This window comes from Paraburkholderia lebeckiae (genome assembly GCF_050436325.1).
Classification (GTDB): Bacteria; Pseudomonadota; Gammaproteobacteria; order Burkholderiales; family Burkholderiaceae; genus Paraburkholderia; species Paraburkholderia tuberum.
In genome coordinates this window covers 1382652-1398398 of record NZ_JBNDLZ010000003.1, presented here as the reverse complement: position 1 = coordinate 1398398, position 15747 = coordinate 1382652, and the positions used below count along the sequence as shown (strand labels likewise).

Annotated in this window: 17 protein-coding genes and 1 pseudogene; 5 read left to right on the top strand and 13 right to left on the bottom strand. The window is 59.4% G+C overall.

Annotated elements, in window-relative coordinates; all coding sequences use genetic code 11:
• Positions 1-75: 75 nt before the first annotated feature.
• A complete protein-coding gene (locus OKW44_RS24315; RefSeq protein ID WP_018419548.1) occupies positions 76-732 on the bottom strand; it encodes a 2-hydroxychromene-2-carboxylate isomerase in 657 nt (218 codons plus the stop codon).
• A 159-nt stretch (positions 733-891) separates the two neighbouring features.
• Positions 892-2295: a TAXI family TRAP transporter solute-binding subunit gene (locus tag OKW44_RS24310; protein WP_018419549.1), complete on the bottom strand. Its 1404-nt coding sequence runs from the start codon at positions 2293-2295 to the stop codon at positions 892-894.
• Between the two features lie 564 nt (positions 2296-2859).
• Here OKW44_RS24310 and OKW44_RS24305 point away from each other — a divergent pair.
• Entirely contained in the window at positions 2860-3204 is a 345-nt protein-coding gene (locus tag OKW44_RS24305; protein ID WP_018419551.1) for a BON domain-containing protein, read from the top strand.
• A gap of 349 nt (positions 3205-3553) precedes the next feature.
• Entirely contained in the window at positions 3554-3802 is a 249-nt protein-coding gene (locus OKW44_RS24300) for a hypothetical protein (protein WP_018419553.1), read from the top strand.
• Positions 3803-3843: 41 nt separating this feature from the next.
• Here OKW44_RS24300 and OKW44_RS24295 read toward each other — a convergent pair whose 3' ends face one another.
• Positions 3844-4632 (bottom strand): sulfite exporter TauE/SafE family protein, encoded by a 789-nt coding sequence (locus OKW44_RS24295; RefSeq protein ID WP_018419554.1) that lies wholly within the window; start codon positions 4630-4632, stop codon positions 3844-3846.
• 255 nt (positions 4633-4887) lie between these two features.
• Complete coding sequence (locus OKW44_RS24290) at positions 4888-5529, bottom strand: LysE family translocator (RefSeq protein ID WP_018419555.1); 642 nt, start codon at positions 5527-5529, stop codon at positions 4888-4890.
• A 119-nt stretch (positions 5530-5648) separates the two neighbouring features.
• Between OKW44_RS24290 and OKW44_RS24285 the strand changes: the two genes are divergently transcribed.
• Positions 5649-6059 carry a hypothetical protein gene (locus OKW44_RS24285; protein ID WP_162633921.1) on the top strand — a complete coding sequence of 137 codons (411 nt, stop codon included), beginning with the start codon at positions 5649-5651 and terminating at the stop codon, positions 6057-6059.
• 506 nt (positions 6060-6565) lie between these two features.
• Here the strand turns inward: OKW44_RS24285 and OKW44_RS24280 are convergent.
• The 3 genes from OKW44_RS24280 to OKW44_RS24270 are packed head-to-tail and all read right to left on the bottom strand — an operon-like array spanning position 6566 to position 8693.
• Positions 6566-7936: an N-acetylmuramidase domain-containing protein gene (locus OKW44_RS24280; RefSeq protein ID WP_280784252.1), complete on the bottom strand. Its 1371-nt coding sequence runs from the start codon at positions 7934-7936 to the stop codon at positions 6566-6568.
• Positions 7897-8493 carry a LysM peptidoglycan-binding domain-containing protein gene (locus OKW44_RS24275; protein WP_280784250.1) on the bottom strand — a complete coding sequence of 199 codons (597 nt, stop codon included), beginning with the start codon at positions 8491-8493 and terminating at the stop codon, positions 7897-7899. Before OKW44_RS24275 ends, OKW44_RS24280 begins: the two co-directional genes overlap by 40 nt.
• Entirely contained in the window at positions 8490-8693 is a 204-nt protein-coding gene (locus OKW44_RS24270; protein ID WP_280784248.1) for a hypothetical protein, read from the bottom strand. The genes OKW44_RS24275 and OKW44_RS24270 overlap by 4 nt, the downstream gene beginning before the upstream one ends.
• On the opposite strand from OKW44_RS24270, the gene OKW44_RS24265 reads away from it, so the two are divergent.
• Entirely contained in the window at positions 8692-8871 is a 180-nt protein-coding gene (locus OKW44_RS24265) for a hypothetical protein (protein ID WP_280784246.1), read from the top strand. The genes OKW44_RS24270 and OKW44_RS24265 overlap by 2 nt on opposite strands.
• A gap of 57 nt (positions 8872-8928) precedes the next feature.
• Here the strand turns inward: OKW44_RS24265 and OKW44_RS24260 are convergent, their stop codons facing one another.
• Genes OKW44_RS24260 through OKW44_RS24250 form a run of 3 tightly spaced genes read right to left on the bottom strand, consistent with a single transcriptional unit; the run spans position 8929 to position 12696 of the window.
• Positions 8929-9564, bottom strand: coding sequence for a hypothetical protein (locus OKW44_RS24260; RefSeq protein WP_239499194.1), 636 nt, complete (start codon positions 9562-9564; stop codon positions 8929-8931).
• Positions 9530-10858 carry a LysM peptidoglycan-binding domain-containing protein gene (locus OKW44_RS24255; RefSeq protein WP_018419557.1) on the bottom strand — a complete coding sequence of 443 codons (1329 nt, stop codon included), beginning with the start codon at positions 10856-10858 and terminating at the stop codon, positions 9530-9532. Before OKW44_RS24255 ends, OKW44_RS24260 begins: the two co-directional genes overlap by 35 nt.
• Positions 10855-12696: a DUF2345 domain-containing protein gene (locus OKW44_RS24250; protein ID WP_018419558.1), complete on the bottom strand. Its 1842-nt coding sequence runs from the start codon at positions 12694-12696 to the stop codon at positions 10855-10857. The genes OKW44_RS24255 and OKW44_RS24250 overlap by 4 nt, the downstream gene beginning before the upstream one ends.
• 12 nt (positions 12697-12708) lie before the next feature.
• On the opposite strand from OKW44_RS24250, the pseudogene OKW44_RS24245 reads away from it, so the two are divergent.
• Positions 12709-12819: pseudogene (locus OKW44_RS24245) on the top strand (carbohydrate ABC transporter permease); the annotation flags it as partial.
• Positions 12820-12948: 129 nt separating this feature from the next.
• Here the strand turns inward: OKW44_RS24245 and OKW44_RS24240 are convergent.
• The 3 genes from OKW44_RS24240 to OKW44_RS24230 form a co-directional block, all read right to left on the bottom strand.
• Entirely contained in the window at positions 12949-13581 is a 633-nt protein-coding gene (locus OKW44_RS24240) for a hypothetical protein (RefSeq protein ID WP_280784244.1), read from the bottom strand.
• Positions 13582-13655: 74 nt separating this feature from the next.
• The gene (locus OKW44_RS24235; RefSeq protein WP_162633922.1) at positions 13656-14330 is read right to left on the bottom strand and encodes a hypothetical protein; all 675 of its coding nucleotides are present in this window, start codon (positions 14328-14330) and stop codon (positions 13656-13658) included.
• A complete protein-coding gene (locus tag OKW44_RS24230; RefSeq protein WP_026225618.1) occupies positions 14317-15726 on the bottom strand; it encodes an N-acetylmuramidase family protein in 1410 nt (469 codons plus the stop codon). The genes OKW44_RS24235 and OKW44_RS24230 overlap by 14 nt, the downstream gene beginning before the upstream one ends.
• Positions 15727-15747 lie beyond the last annotated feature (21 nt).

The window sequence follows — 15747 nt, the reverse complement described above, 5'->3', positions numbered from 1 at the left end:
CAGCGCGACGCCTGCCGGCATCGATTCGTTCGGGCCGAAGCCGCAACCAGGGCGCGGCCCGCTGCGGCCGCCGTGTTATGCCGGTGTTGGTTTGTCCGGCAGCCCCCACGGTAGCGAACTGATCCGCTTCACCTCGCGCGATTCGAGCCAGTTCGGCGTGCGCGCGCAGTACAGCACCATCGGCAGCGCGTCCTCGCCCCAGAACAGCTGATCGTTCAGACGAAACGTCGGCACGCCATAGACGCCGAGTTCGATCGCATCGGCGGTATTGCGCTGCAATTGCGCCTGCACGGCTTCGTCCTGGATCAGTTCCGGGCCGTCCGGCTTGCCGACGCGCTCGCACAGCTCGGCGAACGCTTCGTCGCTCGACGGATCGCGCCCGTCGCGCCAGATGAAGCGGAAAATCTCGCGCACGAATTGCACGTCGCCGTTCGCGGCGGTCGCGAGCAGCAGCGGCTTCATCGAGTCGAAGGGATGGGCGGGCGGCATTTTGTACGGAATGCCGAGTTGCTCCGCGCGAAACAGCGCGTGCCGGTACATGAAGGCGCGCTTGGCGGGCACGCTGTACGCGGAGCGCTGGCCCCAGTGGCGATACAGATCGTTCAGCACGACCGGCGTGAACGCGAAGTCGAAGCCGGGCCATTTGTCGTATTGCTCGAGCAACAGGTAGGTGAACGGCGAGACGAAATCGTAAAACCACTGCCGCTGTTGGGCGTCGATGCCAACGGTCATAAATGTCTCCCGGATTGCCTGTGTCGGACGATGCGGACGGTGCGTCCGTTATCTCATCAAAATTGTAGCGATCTTACCAGGTGCGGTCCTGGCTTGCACCGGTCGATATCCCCTGGTGGCGGCAGGTGGGCGTAGTTCCGGCGGTGTCGTCAGAGGTGCTCAGCCTTTGACTTTATCGGCCGCCTGCTCGTCGGCCTCGTTCAGCCCGCCCCGCGTGTCGCGGCTTTCCGTGAGCCGTCGCCGCACGAAGCCGATGTGCTCGCGCAGCACGTAGAACTGGTCCGCGTACGCGAGCGGCATCTTCATGCCGTTGACCGAGTCTTCGATCGCGTCGAGCCGCTCGATCAGCGACGCGCGTTCGGCCGACGAATGTTCGCTGAGCGCGCTGCGCTCGATCGCGATCAGAGAGCCGTACCAGCGATAGATGCGCGATTTGACGCGCCACGCGTACAACCCGGGCACGACGCGCAGCGCCGGCACCAGCAGCACGATCAGCGGCACGATGATCACCAGCAGGCGGTCCGCGAGACTCGCGATCCAGAACGGCAGCGTCCGGTACAGGAAGCTCTTGCCCGACTTGTAGTAGCGCGCGGCGTCGTCGGAAAGTGGGAAGTCGTGCGCGAGCGGGGCGGGGAATTCGCCGGCGCGCTGCATCGTCGTCGCGCCGCCGTGCACCTCGCGGGCGGCTTCGATCAGCAGATCGGACAGCGCCGGATGCAGCGAATCGCGCGCGATCAGCTCGGCGGTCGGCGCGACGATGCTGATTGAGTTCGCCGGCAGGTTCTTGCCGAGGTCGAAGGCGCCCATCGGCACCTTCAGCTGCGTCAGGTACGGAAAGCGGCGCGTGTACGCGTCGGCCTGCGAAAAATCGTAGAAGCGCACGTTCTGCGTGCGGTAGAGCTTGCCCATCACGGCCGGCTGCGCCGAGTCGCCCGCGAGGAAGGTCGCGTCGATCGTGCCGTCGATCAGCGCGTCGGCGGCAGCGTCGCCCGTCAGCGGCAGCAGTTGGGTCGGACCGCCCGGCACGATGCCGTTGGCCTTCAGCAGCGCGAGCGCGAGCTCGCGCGTGCCGCTGCCCTCGGGGCCAATCGCGAGGCGTTCGCCCTTGAACCCGGACAGCCAGTCGACGGGGGCGCCTCGGTAGAAGATCGCGAGCGGCACGTAAGCGACGCTGCCGAGCGACATCAGGCTTTTGTCCTTGTCGAGCCCGGCGGGCGCGATGCCGCTCTGCACGAAACCGACGTCGACGTTTGCGTTCGGATCCAACAGCCGCTTCAGATTTTCCTGCGAGCCCTGCGAGGCCAGCACGTTCAGCGTGATGCGGTTGCGCGCGAGGATCGTCTTGTACTTCTGCGCGGCGATCCAGAAGGTGCTGCCGACGGGACCGGCGCTAATCGTCAGCGTATTCGGCGGGGCGGGCTGGATCAGCCGCACGGCGGCCCAGATTGCGACGATCACGAGCAGCACGAGCGGGCCGAACGAGACCGCCAGGTCGCGCCACGAGATCGCGACAAAACGGGCGACGAGACGGGTAGGGCGGGTGCGGCCGGTGTCAGGCTTCATCGGATCATCTGAAAGCGGCGGTCGATCGGGCTCGAATGCGCGAAGGCGGCTTGGGCGGTGCGCGCCAGCACGCGTCGCGCCGATGGTACCTGAGATCGGCGCGGCCGCGAAACGCGTAGCCGCCCGTCACGCCGACAAACGCGTAACAAATGGTGAGCGTCGCGATGAACGCCAGCATGAGCGCTGGCCTGATGTCCGTGCAAATTTTTGCGCGATCACGGAGCGTGTCCGCTTCTATCCGGCACGCATGACGCACCCGCTGTCGGCGCGCCACGCCACGCGCTAAACCCTTTGCGCTTCTGTGCCGGCTAGATTAAATTGTGCATCGCTACCGCGATCCAACGTTTGCGGCGCGACCCCGGCAAGACGGACAAGAACCGGGTGCGTCGGCGGACGTCGCGGTTGGCCGGTTACTGGTAATCGGCGTCTCTCGCCTCTTGCACATCGTGTCACAGCCGTTGCCGGCCGAACCTCACGCGCGCGTTCGCGCGAGGACGGCCGCCCGTAGTCGTAACGATGCCGCTTGTTCATGCGGTCCAATGTGAAACCAAGGAGAAGAGAGCTATGAAGACGGTCGGTTTTCTGAAAGCACTGGGTCCGGTTGTGGCGATGGTGGTGGCGTGCAACGTCTACGCCCAAAACGCTCCGGCAACCGATACGGCGTCGGCGGCAGCCGCAGTCAAGGCCGGCAAGCACGCGAATCACGAACTCGGCCGCAAGGTGCGCGCCGCGCTGACCAAGACCCAGGGTCTCGATGTGTCGAACATCGCCGTGCGCGCGCGCGGCGGCGCAGTGACGCTGACCGGTACGGTGCCGGACCAGGGTCAGATCGATTCGGCCGGGGAAGCCGCCAAGGGTGTCGCGGGCGTGACGTCGGTGTCAAACAAGCTGACCGTGATGCAGCAGTAAGCGATGCGCGTGCGCGCGCGGCGCCGCACGGGCCGCGTCGCGCGGTGGTGCGCAGCGGCGTGGTGCATGGGCGCCGTCGTCGGCGTCGCGAAGACGGTTTGACGCCGCGCTTGCATCGCGTCGCGAGGTCTATCTATCAACTCGGAGGCTCCGGCATGATCGCGGAGCTTTTTTTTCGCCGCCGGTTTTAGCGCGTGGCACTCGCGAGGTTTGCGGGACCGCAGCAATGCGGCTTGCCGCACGCACAGGTCCTGATGGAGGCGCGGCCATCGCGGATTCGTGCGCTGCGACACATTACCGACGCATCGCGAGGCGTACTGTGACCAGCAGGGAAGGGGGAGCCAAGGTCATGGAAACCACGCTGTTTCGCTATATCGATCTGCCGATCGGCGATCGCGCGGCATTCGAACTGGTGTGCGCGCGCCACGGTTTCGCGCCCGCGCATTTCCACATCAGCGCGAGCGCGGCACCCGGTGAGCCGGCGCACGAGCGGGTCGTCACCGTGCGGCGCGGCAGCTGGTCACAGTCGTATTACGATCGCCACGGTCGGTGGGTCAGGCAGTTCGAGGCCGATCTGACCTGCCGGTTTTTCAAATAGACACGAGTTGCGGCGTGCGCGGTTGACGCGTCTTCAGCGCCTCACGACAACACCAGCCGCACGCCGACCAGCGTCAGCGTCGCGGCGAGCAGATTGCGCAGCAGCGCATCCGGCGCGCGCGAGGCCAGATAGCTGCCGAGCGCGATGCCGGGCAGCGATCCCACCAGCAGCGACAACAGCATCGACCAGTCGATCGAGCCGAGCAGCCAATGTCCGGCGCCCGCGAGCAAGGTCAGCGGCACCGCGTGCGCGATGTCGGAGCCGACGATGCGCGTCGTCGGCAGCATCGGATACAGCAGCAACAACACCGTCACGCCGATCGCGCCCGCGCCCACCGACGTCAACGACACCAGCACGCCGAGGGTCGCGCCGGTCAGCATGGTCAGCGCGAGCGTGCGTGCCTGGCTCGGCGCACGTTGCTTGCGCGCGCCGAGCGCCGCGAGCTGCGGACGGAACACCAGCGCGATCGCGGTAATCAGCAGCGCCGCGCCGAGCACGACCTGGATCAGCCGGCCCGCGCCAGGCGTATCCATTCCATAGCGATGCAGCAGGATCAGCGTGACGGTCGCCGCGGGCACGCTGCCGGCCGCGAGGCGCAGCGTGACCTGCCAGTCGACCGAGCCCTTCAGCCCGTGCACCAGCGTGCCGGTCGCCTTGGTGGCGGCCGCGTACAGCAGGTCGGTGCCGACCGCGGTGGCAGGGTGCACCTTGAACAGCAGGACGAGGATCGGCGTCATCAGCGAGCCGCCGCCGACGCCCGTCAGCCCGACCAGAAAGCCGACGAACAGGCCGGAGACGGAGTACAGCAGATTGATGTGGGGTAGAGCCATTGAGCGGACAGCCGACGCAGCGCGGGTGAAGGGTTGGGCGGCAAGACCGGCGTACGCGCCGGGGCGGGTGGGTGCGGCGGCGTGCGGTGCGCCGCACGGCCGCGTCGGCTGTCGCCTCAGCGGCGAAAGGCGCTATTGTCGCAAAACTGCCGCACCAGCGTGCGGCACTTGCTCAGGGTGAGCGCGTCGCCGCTGGCAGCGGGCTGCGTTCGGCGTGTACGGCGCTGATGTGCCGCATGGCGTGTGAGGTGCCGCTCAGAGCGCGCGGCGGATTTCGACGACGCCGAACGCCGCGAGCGTAAGGCCGACCACGCGATCGATCGCGACGCGAAGCCTGCTGCCGATCGCGTGACGCGCGAGCGACACCATGGTCACCAGACAGCACCACCACGCGATCGAGCCGGCGAACACACCGCCGACCGTCGTCAGCGCGATGGCCGGCGAGAACGCGCCGCGTGGCGCGAGCGTCGTGAATAGTGCCGCGAACATGATGACGGTCTGCGGATTGGTCAGCGTCAACAGCAGCGCGCTCGCGTACGCACGCAGCGCGCCGGCGCGGCCGATCTGCGCGAGCTTGCCGTTGCCATTGCCGTCGGCGGGTTCAGAGGACGGCTTCTGCAGCAGCGCGCGCACGCCGAGATACAGCAGGAACAGGCCAGCGAGCAGATGCAGCGGGCGGTCGTACGCGAGCATGAACTGCGAAATGCCGACGAGGCCGAGCGCCGCGATCAGCCCGTAGGCCGCGTCGCCGCTGGCGATGCCGAAGCCGATCGCGAGTCCCGCTCGCGGACCGCCGCTCAGCGTTCGGCGGATGCACAGCATGCCCATCGGGCCGACCGGCGCGGCGATCGCGAGGCCGACGCCGGCAGCGGTGAAAAACAGACTGGTGGTGGACATGGGCAGGTTCTCGAGCGTTGTTCTGGTTGGGCGGTCGCCTGCGGCAGCCGGCACACCCGCCAGCATAGCCAGACCGAAAATCGCGGGCAAGGGCGGGGATGGGTGAGACTCGACGCGCGATGACTCGCTTCAGCGGATCGGCCAGCATGGCGATGAAAGCTAACATCGCCGCGCTCGCTTACAACTGCTTTTTTGTCAGAAAAACAAAAATGCCGCTCAGTGGCTTAACTGAACGGCATTGCGGCTCGATGCCGCTTTTTTGTTTGGCCGTGATATCGGGAAAAATTCGCCTAAAAATGAGATGGCCAGAGCAATCGTTAATATCTGTCAATGAAGTTTTGTCTCAAATTAAAATCATTGACCGTGCCCCGTTTAGATGCTTAATTCGCCGGGTGTTTTCTGGAAAATCAAAAGAGGTCAAATGGGACAACAGAAAAAGACAGGTGCCGCGGGCGAGGAAGAGTGCCAAGTTTGTCGTGTCACCTATTCAATATACTCAAACTTCCCGCCAATGCCGTCTGCAATGGTGATGAACGTCGAAACTGGCGAATGGTTTCCGCAGGATAGGCTTCGGTCGTATTCGAACGGTTACGAAATGGCCGACGCCCTGAGTTATGCATGGGCGTGCGATTGCCGCGGTCGCACGGCAGCCTCAGCGCTGACGTCGAAAATTCGCACTCACCACGAGTATTACGTGCTCAAAAAAAACGATGGCCAACCCCCAGATGGCCGCTGCATAGTGTCAACGGGATGATGGATGACGATCAGATAGTCTTGACGATTATCATCAGTTAGCTGGCCCACTGCGTAGCTCAATACCTCAAACCGCTTCGGTATGAGTTTGACAATGTTTGCTGGCAATACAGCTGCGTGGACCATGCCCGCCGTCAACAGGGCAAGTAAGAAAGAATTTTTTGCACAATCAAATCTGCGAAAAAAATTCAATTTCACGTCCTCATTCTTGGAAAGGCTGCCACGAAATATTTTTTAACAAAGGCGAAACAGTCAAAATGCCTACCCGCAAGGAGGGCTCGTGCTATTGGTTACATTCAGCAAGCCGTTTTCGTGCGGTAGCAAGCTCGCCAATCTGATTCCCCGGACCCAGGCAACTATCGTCCTGGCGGATCGAGAGTGAGCCGTCCGGGTGAGGGGTCAGCACAAGCAGCGCGGTGAAACGGTGATAGTTGTTCCCGATCTCGTCTATCGACTTGGCCGGGTCGATGCCGCGATGGTATTGAACCGTCGTGAGCAATGCGGGCTGACCCTTATATGTCACGGCAGAAACGCCTTCAATCCAGTTGCAGACGTTGGTGTCGCTATGGTCTCTGATATTCACGCGGATACCATCCACGCGCTTGTAGCTCTGATCGAAAAAATCGAACTCACAATAACCTCGCCCTCCCGGATAGCCGTGACCACTGAAATTGGGATCGGGCTCATAGGTTGTGCCAGACACAAGAAAATAGCTACCGCCATTGCTCAAAGTCACCCGAAAGGACTGGGTCTCTGCTATCGCGAATTTGTCCCACGGGAGCCCGGTAGCCTTTTGCAACCTGTCATAGTCGAGGCCCTCGCTATAGAGTTTGGGGTCACTATTTTTCGCGCAGACAACGCCGCACACAAAAAATAGCAAAAAGCTATACATGCAAAGTACCCGCTTTGATGCCGTCATATGCGTCCTTGAGTTTGTTAGCGTAGTCATTTTTTTATAGTCCGGGCCGTTGTATAGCCACGCTGCATTTGCCCAGTTTTTCTCTATCAGCGCATTCCTCAGCGTGCCATGCCCATATTTCCCGTCACGCCTTGCCATGGCGAATGGAACGAACAATCCACGCAAATGTTGCTTCTCGGACGTACAAGCCATCTGCATAAATTTTTCAGGGCTATTTATATTCATATCCCGATAATTGACGCCCAATACCTGAAACATTCCCCACGAACAGGCCTGGATTGCCGCGTCCGCGTCCAGTAGGTAGGCCCGCTCGAATCGGGCATACGCATCCTTCACATATCGGTCCGTCGCCGCGATCGGGGTTCCATCCTTGGCGAATTTGGCACTCGTATAGCATTTTCCGGAAATATCGGCGTTCGATGCGTCGAACCGGTGATGAGAGCACTTGCTGAACACGTGCCGTTCATACTGGATTACCGGGCGAAGGAACTGGTCGAAAGGTGATTTTTTCGTTTCAACATGAGCAAAGGCCTTGATAACTTCAATTTCACAGCCAATGACACCTACCGCGTACACCCAATCTTCTTCGGAAATTTTTTCCCCAGTGTACAACGCAAAATACTTGCGCAAATCGGGAAAATCCTTGCTGTAGCGCGTATCGGTTGCACCCTGCGGGGTCTTGGCCTGCTGACCCTTCATGCCCTTGTCCGCGCCGTGCGCCGCTGGGTGATGCATGTCACCGCTGGCCTGGCGCAGCGTACCAATCGGAACAGGCTTGGGCCTGGGGGCCGATGGTGGATCGCTGACCGGCAAGCCGTCCGGCGTCTGCGGATGCGGTTCCATCCTGAGGGCAGGCGAATCTTGCCGCTCTTCAGCGTGACAAGCTTCTCGCCAATCGATGCCTTGGTTTCGTGTATGAGCTTCCACGTGCCATCGAGCTTGCGCACCAGAATACGGACAACATCGCCTTCTATCTTTGTAATGAACCGCTCACCAAGGCCATTTAGCTGGCTCATCCCTTCAAACGCCGATGCACGCCTGCTTTCGATACGGTAGCGTAGCCCCTTGATTGGATTGCGGTCCCGATCGATGAACAGTGGCACGACCGCACACACCTTCTTTTCGCTGACCACCAGCCGCTGACCAACGGCTAGCCGGTCGGGATTCTGAAGCCTGTTCATCTTTGCAAGCACGTGAGTTGTCGTGCGATAGGTCCGTGCAATCCCGCCCAGCGTATCGCCAGGCTGGACGACATAGACTTCCGGCGCATCCGTCATCAGATTGGAACTCATACGGTTTCCTCCTCATCCCCGTTGTCTCTTAGCGTTTCCTCTTCTGCATCCCATCCCGTGGTGCCAACCCAAACCTGCGCATCCGTGGCTTTCCGGCTGAAGAAGCGCGGGCCGGTGCCCGCTTCGTCCAGCAGGCCGGAATCCAGTTGGGTGCCTGTCTTGGTGGTGCCGGTCGGCGGCTGCGTACTCGACCCGTTCATGCGCTCGGGCTCAAGCGGCGCAGCGGCGTTACAGACCGGGCGGCGCTTCGTCGGTATCGAACCGGACCCGGTGCATTTCGATAACGCGTGTGAGCGCATCAATGATGCGCACCGGCAAGGCGCGCTGTTCGAGCATGCCGACACGGAGCAGGAACAGGTGCGGCTGACGCTCGATTGAAAAGCCCCGCCGAAGCGGGGCATCCTGGACGCCTCACAAGGAGGACGCTCGCGACTGCTACTGGCTACATTCGGTGATGCGCTTGCGTGCGGTAGCAAGCTCGCCAATCTGATTCCCCGGACCCAGGCAACTATCGTCCTGGCGGATCGAGAGTGAGCCGTCCGGGTGAGGGGTCAGCACAAGCAGCGCAGTGAAACGGTGATAGTTGTTCCCGATCTCGTCTATCGACTTGGCCGGGTCGATGCCGCGATGATATTGGACCGTCGCTAACAATGCAGGTTGATTCTTGTAGGTGACAGCCGAGACACCTTCGATCCAGTTACAGACGTTGGTGTCGCTATGGTCCTGGATATTGACCCGGATGCCATTCACGTACCTAAAATTCTTGTCGAAAAAATCGAATTCGCACCAGCCGCGCCCGCCCGGATAGCCGTGGGTAACAGGCTTGGCGATTGGGGAAAGCATCGTGCTTGCCGCGAGAAAATACACATTCCCGCTGTCGAATCTCGCACGAAATGACTGGGCACCATTCCATATAAAAGATTCTGGACGCTGCTTTACAGCCGCCTCTAGCCTGTCATAATCAATAGCCCCTTTTTTACTTTCAAGGGAGATTGCTTCAGGAAAAGCTTCTTGGCTGCACATTCCAGCGAACAGGCTAAACGCGCAGAGCACCAGTCTTAATTTTTTCATAAGCGGCCTTGAGTTGGTTGTCGTAATCATATTTGCGGTAGTCCGGGCCGTTGTAGAGCCATGCTGCATCGCCCCAGTTCTTCTGGATCAGTGCATTCCTCAACGTACCGTGTCCATATTTCGCATCTCGCACCGTCATTGCAAAGGGCACGAAAAGCCTGAGAAGGTGTTCTCGTTCCGATTTACAGGCGGCTTCCAGAAATTTTTGCACTGTCGGAAAGCCCAAACCCCGATAATTTTCGCCAAGTACCTGAAACTTGCCCCACGAGCAGGCCATAATCGCGGCATCTTCGTCGAGACCATATGCGCGCTCAAAACGCTCGTAGGCATCCGCGACATAACGGTCGTTCGCGGCGATTGGATGGCCAGCCTTGTCGGACTTCTTGTTCGTATAGGGCTTCCCTGAAATGTCTGCATTTACTGCATCGTACTTGTGGCCTGTATGCTTGGCGAACTTATGCCGCTCATACTGGATCGTTGGGCGATGATGGGGGTCAAAGGGTGCCTTTCCTGATTCGACGTGAGCGAAAGCTTGGATCACCTCGATTTCACATGTAATAGCCTTGGCGGCTTGATCCCAATCCGTGTCCGTAATTTTCTCGCCCGTGTATAGCGCGAAATATTTTTGCAGGTCGGGCCGGTCCTTGCTGTAGTGCGTATCGGTCGCGCCCTGCGGGGTCTTGCTCTGCTGACCCTTCATGCCCTTGTCCGCGCCGTGCGCTGCTGGATGATGCATGTCACCGCTGGCCTGGCGCGGCGTACCAATCGGAACAGGCTTGGGCTTGGGGGCCGATGGTGGATCACTGACCGGCAAGCCGTCCGGCGTCTGCGGATGCGGCTCCATCCTGAGGGGCAGGCGAATCTTGCCGCTCTTCAGCGTGACAAGCTTCTCGCCAATCGATGCCTTGGTTTCGTGTATGAGCTTCCACGTGCCATCGAGTTTGCGCACCAGAATACGAACAACATCGCCTTCGACCTTTGTAATGAACCGCTCACCAAGCCCATTGAGCTGGCTCACCCCTTCAAACGCCGATGCACGCCTGCTTTCGATACGGTAGCGCAGTCCCTTGATTGGATTGCGGTCCCGATCGATGAACAGTGGCACGACCGCACACACCTTCTTTTCGCTGACCACCAGCCGCTGACCAACGGTTAGCCGGTCGGGATTCTGAAGCCTGTTCATCTTTGCAAGCACGTAAGTTGTCGTGCCATAGGTCCGTGCAATCCCGCCCAGCGTATCGCCAGGCTGCACGACATAGATTTCCGGCGCATCCGTCATCGGATTGGAACTCATACGGTTTCCTCCTCATCCCCGTTGTCTCTTAGCGTTTCCTCTTCTGCATGCCATCCCGTCGTGCCAACCCATACCTGTGCATCCGTGGCTTTCCGGCTGAAGAAGCGCGGACCGGTGCCCGCTTCGTCCAGCAGGCCGGAATCCAGTTGGGTGCCTGTCTTGTTCGTCACGACGTAGGGAAGGTTCGCCCAGGGATGATCGAGACTTTCTGCAGCAGAAACTGCCCCGGAAAGGTCAACCCGGTTGCTGAAAAGGCGCTCGTCCGGAGAAAGCGGAAGCTCAGACACCGGAATGTGCAGCGACGCCTTGCCCTGCTTCTGCACGGTGATGGTCTTGAGGAACAGGTCGCCGGGACCGCCGAGCGTGATGCTGCCGTCCTTCATGTGGATGAACGCGCCGCCGCATTCGAGGATGATTTCCTTCGCGGCAGACAGATTGACCTTGCCGTTGACACTGGCGACGTTCACGTCCTTGGCCGCAATGAACGACATCGGGCCGCTCTGGGCCTGGAATTCAACCGGGCCTTTCGCCGCAAAGATCTTGATGCCCAGTTTCTGCGCAAAGAGCGACAGCTTTTCACCCGCCGCGACGGTGAAGCGTTTCAGCACGCTCCAGTCGGCGTTTTTCCGGGCGACCGTTGAAATGCTGTCCTTGGCGGCGAACTGCACGCCCTGGGCCGCCACGAGCGCCGCCGAAGCGGGCGTGCTCATCAGCAGCCCCGGCTTCTTCAGCCCGTCCAGATCGCTGTTCATCTGCTGCTGGGTGTCAGTGTCGGCGGGTTCAGCCTTGGCGCTGCTGGCCGATGCGGCGAGCGCCTTTGCGGTCGCCAGCGCGCTCTCAAGCTGCGCGATGGTCTCCTGCATGTCGAGCTGCTCGCCGCTCGCGCCAGGGCGGTCCCAGGCCGTGAGCATCAGCCCCTTGCCCGCGCGTTCGACGCCGTAACCGGATGTGCGAAGCTCATGCCCTTCACCCCGGTATTCGAGCTTGTTATTGACGAGGTAGCCGAGATTGAGTTGTGACTTGCCCGAATGCTCCGTGCTGAGCTTGATGCCTTCCTGACCCTCCCAGTCCTCCATGCGCAGCTTGTTGTTTTTCTGCGTGCGGATCATGTTGCGCGACAGCCAGCGCCGGTCATTCGTCACCAGGTCGCGCGCCTGGCTGTGGTGATGAAACGCGACAATCTCAGGCTTGTCCGGGTCGCCGTCCCGGAAGGAAATGACCGCCTCGTCATTGTCCAGCGCAACGAAGTGCATGCCGGTCTGCTGCTTGCCTGCAAACGGTTTCGCGAGACGTAGCGGCACACTTTCCCCACCCTTCGGCCAGGTGCCGCAGTCGGCATCGAGCCGAACCACGTAGTAGCCTGCGGCATTCATGTAGCCATAGGTGTACTTGTCCGGGCTGCAAATACGTGCGGAAAGCGTTCCCGGAATTTTTGCCCAGGTTTCGGGTTTCAGTTCGAGCCGGAAACGCCGGTCGGCGGGAATCGCCCTGAAGGTGTTCGACCAGGCGTGGTCGCGCGCGCCGCTGTGCGTGACCCCGATCACGACCTGACCTTTGGGCGCATTGGGCCGCACGATATCCGTTTCGAGTACGCTCGCGCACTGCAACGCCAGCACGTTGCTCTCGCCCTCGTACACGACCTGGCGGGCGATGGCCGCCTCGTGCCGGAGCTGCGCCTCCCACTTTGCGCCCGCCTGGTCGAGGTGGTTCGTGCCATAGAGGTAGGGCTGGCCGTAGGTGATCGGGTCTCCTGGCGCGACATTCGCCGTGTCGCGCAAACGCTCCCAGGCGCTTTCGGGGTTGTAGTCTGCCACGATGAACGATTGCGGCACCGTCACGGTATGGGTCCGAATCTCGTTTCGGCGGGATCGATTCTGGCGGCGCTGCCATCGGTCATGATGTTCTTTGCGATGCAGAAGCATTTCGTCGCGGGCCTGACGTTTGGCGCGACGAAGGGGTGATGCTGTTCACGCGTGGCGCTGCCGCGTAGAGAAGGGTTGAGGGATTCCATGCCGGATTTCAACGGGTCTACGACCTCGGCCCCGAGCAAGCGCCGCGCTGCCGGAGGCGGCGTAACGGGCATCAGAACGTCAGGCTGATGCGATGACCTCATCCGCCTGAACGAAGTGCCATTGCCGGAACTCCGGGTCGTAAAGCGCGAACTGGTCAAAACCGGGTTCCGCGCGATCCGCTTCCATCGTCGGCGCATCCCGCCACGCCTGATGCGCCAGCGCCCGCAGGTCGCGTTCACTCCAGTCCGAGAAGGTATTCACTGTTTCGTTCCAGGCAAACAGCCCTGCCTGCTCATGAATTTCATCAACCAGACGCAACAGCCCGCCTGGCAGTTTCCGTACAGTGCCCCCCGACTCCAGTTCAGGCGAGGTGGACAGCACGGCATCCGGCATGCCGTCCGGGCGAATCAGCAGTTTGCCCGAACACGCCCGCCACGCGACATGAACGCAGGCGATCACCGGCCGGTCGCCTGGTGTCCCGCCCGCTTCCGGCCGCAGTGCATCGACCGGATGGATGACGATGGATTGTTCTCGTCCAACAACGACTGCGGGATTCCGCGAGATATCAAGCAGTGCATCGAAAGGCGACGGGTAGCAGCGCAGCGCCACCTGTCCATCCGCCAATTCGCTGCCGTGAAAGCGGCGTTCTCCATCGTCCTTCTCGAACATGATCACGTAGGCAACCGGGTCCCGCGTGCGGAATGCGCCCATTCACTATCCCCCCAGTATTTGCACTGTTCGTGGCTTTGTTATGTCGGTGGTTTCGCCAAAACAAATGAAATCAATCATTGCTTACTCGCTGCCGGGAATGGGTTCACGAGATCAGCTGAGCGGACCCAGCCGGTTGAGATGTGCCTTTTATCGTCATCTTCGATTAACATATCGGGATTGACATAACGAATATATGAATAATTATATTTTTTATTAATCACAACAACCATGTCTCCCGGCAAAAGATAGCCATGCTTATTTATTGAATCCGGATTCTGATAAATAAACGACCTCCTGTTAACAACACCAATTCCCATGCCGGAAATTTTCGCTATCTCCGTGTAAGGAAGACCCCCATCACCCGAAAACAATCCAGCTGCACTTTGACATCCACCCTGAGGCTTTTCAGTACTTATCGTTACGGTGTTTCCATTTTTTGATAAAACTCCACGAATAAAAGAATTATGCTCGATCTGAGCATATGTATATCCATGCTTTTGATAATCGAGAGAAAATGTTTCTATCGGTACATTTTCATCCCGATCGTGAACTGATTTTTTAGACATAAACAAGAAATTGCAATAAAACAATTCATTATGAGCAGAATAGAGTCCGTAAATTTTTTGACCATCCGAAAACGTCACGAATCTAGATTCATCATATAAAGAAACCACACCGGCCACTGCAAAATGCCAGAACAAAAATCCCACAACGGCGCAAAACAGGCGAAATATTTTACTTGAATTCATTGTAATGCGCCTCCATCCGTGCCGGATAGGCAGGCGGATAGCCCCCTCCGTTGTAGCTACTCGCAAACTTATCCCAGTGCTTTTTTTGAAGGGCATCCAAAGCTCCTGCGCTAACCTTCGTCATATACGCTACAAATATTTCGAATTGCTCATCCACACCCATCATCGCCTTGTTTGCCAGCTCCATTGGGGTTGAATATCCCATTCGATAGTAAAAGAACCCCATGACTTGGAATGCCCCCCAAGAGCACGCCATAATCGAAGCGGGAAGACTTAAATTCGCCGCCCTTGCTAATCGCTCGTATTGGTACATTACATCGCCGTCTTCATGTCCCCATCCACCGTCGTCTCCCCTTGCCCTTCCAATTGAATATCCTCCTACCTTTGGCAAGCAAAGATCAGGATACTTCGGAAACAAATTCGGCAATTTTGAAATATCCCGATCTTCCCAATGTGAATTATCTTGAGTTGCCCGAAAAAAATAATGTCGCTCATACCGAATTTTCGGCAGCCCATTGTGACAAAAGGGGGTGCCAGATGATTCTGTCGCCGCAACAGCTTTGAGTGCGGCCACTTCGACTTTTAACTCGTTCGCAACTGCTTGGAATTTGGCCTCTGATATTTCAATTGTCTTGGGGTAGTTGAGCCGCGAACCTAATACGTTAAATGCGACGGTCATCGGTTTGTTCGTATCGACAACCTTATAGTGGTGCTCTATCGTAATTTTTGTTGTCTTCTTATGAGTCGTCGCATCCTCGGTCACATCCTTCTTTTTTGTCGGAAAGTCCTTCTTAACCTGCCCCTGCTCGGTGACCTTCTGCGACCAGCCAATGTACGGGCCAAAATCCTTAACCAGGCGTTCGATCGTCATGACCTCGCCTTCTTTCACAACAGGTAAATCCAGCTCCTGCTCAAGTTCATCCTTCGGTGTCAGCTTCGTCGTCGCTTCCAGGTGATACTCGGGACTGACAACGGTGAACGCGCTGATATCCTTTTTGGGCGTCACTGTCGCCTTCAACACGTACTTCCCACTCCGGTTCTTTACCCAGACAGCGATCGGCTGGCTACGCGCGGCGTTCTGGATTGTCACGGCATATCCGTTAGCGTCTGTAACCACTTCCGTCCTGTTGCTTACCGTTGGCGCTGAAGCCGATGCTTCACCAGGGGCCGATGCTCCACCCGGTGCAGATGCCGGATTCACGGCTGGCGGATCGTCACGGTCCTGTCCAAGTTTCCATTCAGGCGCTTGCGGTGCGCCCGCGCCGGCCTTAACCAGTACCGACAGTCCTTCAATCGGCTTTTGCAGGGTGTCCCTGAACAGGAAGGTCACTTTGACGTAGGGCGCTGGCGGAGCCTTGGGGGCTGCCGGATGCGGTGCGTGATGCGGATGAGTCATCTGTTACCTTTCACAAGTTAC

What these genes read in the sequence shown, in the direction of transcription:
- OKW44_RS24315 (WP_018419548.1), bottom strand. Translation starts at nt 732, where the DNA reads ATGACCGTTGGCATCGACGCCCAACAGCGGCAGTGGTTTTACGATTTC.
- OKW44_RS24310 (WP_018419549.1), bottom strand. Translation starts at nt 2,295, where the DNA reads ATGAAGCCTGACACCGGCCGCACCCGCCCTACCCGTCTCGTCGCCCGT.
- OKW44_RS24305 (WP_018419551.1), top strand. Translation starts at nt 2,860, where the DNA reads ATGAAGACGGTCGGTTTTCTGAAAGCACTGGGTCCGGTTGTGGCGATG.
- OKW44_RS24300 (WP_018419553.1), top strand. Translation starts at nt 3,554, where the DNA reads ATGGAAACCACGCTGTTTCGCTATATCGATCTGCCGATCGGCGATCGC.
- OKW44_RS24295 (WP_018419554.1), bottom strand. Translation starts at nt 4,632, where the DNA reads ATGGCTCTACCCCACATCAATCTGCTGTACTCCGTCTCCGGCCTGTTC.
- OKW44_RS24290 (WP_018419555.1), bottom strand. Translation starts at nt 5,529, where the DNA reads ATGTCCACCACCAGTCTGTTTTTCACCGCTGCCGGCGTCGGCCTCGCG.
- OKW44_RS24285 (WP_162633921.1), top strand. Translation starts at nt 5,649, where the DNA reads ATGACTCGCTTCAGCGGATCGGCCAGCATGGCGATGAAAGCTAACATC.
- OKW44_RS24280 (WP_280784252.1), bottom strand. Translation starts at nt 7,936, where the DNA reads ATGCATCACCCAGCGGCGCACGGCGCGGACAAGGGCATGAAGGGTCAG.
- OKW44_RS24275 (WP_280784250.1), bottom strand. Translation starts at nt 8,493, where the DNA reads ATGAGTTCCAATCTGATGACGGATGCGCCGGAAGTCTATGTCGTCCAG.
- OKW44_RS24265 (WP_280784246.1), top strand. Translation starts at nt 8,692, where the DNA reads ATGCGCTCGGGCTCAAGCGGCGCAGCGGCGTTACAGACCGGGCGGCGC.
- OKW44_RS24270 (WP_280784248.1), bottom strand. Translation starts at nt 8,693, where the DNA reads ATGAACGGGTCGAGTACGCAGCCGCCGACCGGCACCACCAAGACAGGC.
- OKW44_RS24260 (WP_239499194.1), bottom strand. Translation starts at nt 9,564, where the DNA reads ATGAAAAAATTAAGACTGGTGCTCTGCGCGTTTAGCCTGTTCGCTGGA.
- OKW44_RS24255 (WP_018419557.1), bottom strand. Translation starts at nt 10,858, where the DNA reads ATGAGTTCCAATCCGATGACGGATGCGCCGGAAATCTATGTCGTGCAG.
- OKW44_RS24240 (WP_280784244.1), bottom strand. Translation starts at nt 13,581, where the DNA reads ATGGGCGCATTCCGCACGCGGGACCCGGTTGCCTACGTGATCATGTTC.
- OKW44_RS24235 (WP_162633922.1), bottom strand. Translation starts at nt 14,330, where the DNA reads ATGAATTCAAGTAAAATATTTCGCCTGTTTTGCGCCGTTGTGGGATTT.
- OKW44_RS24230 (WP_026225618.1), bottom strand. Translation starts at nt 15,726, where the DNA reads ATGACTCATCCGCATCACGCACCGCATCCGGCAGCCCCCAAGGCTCCG.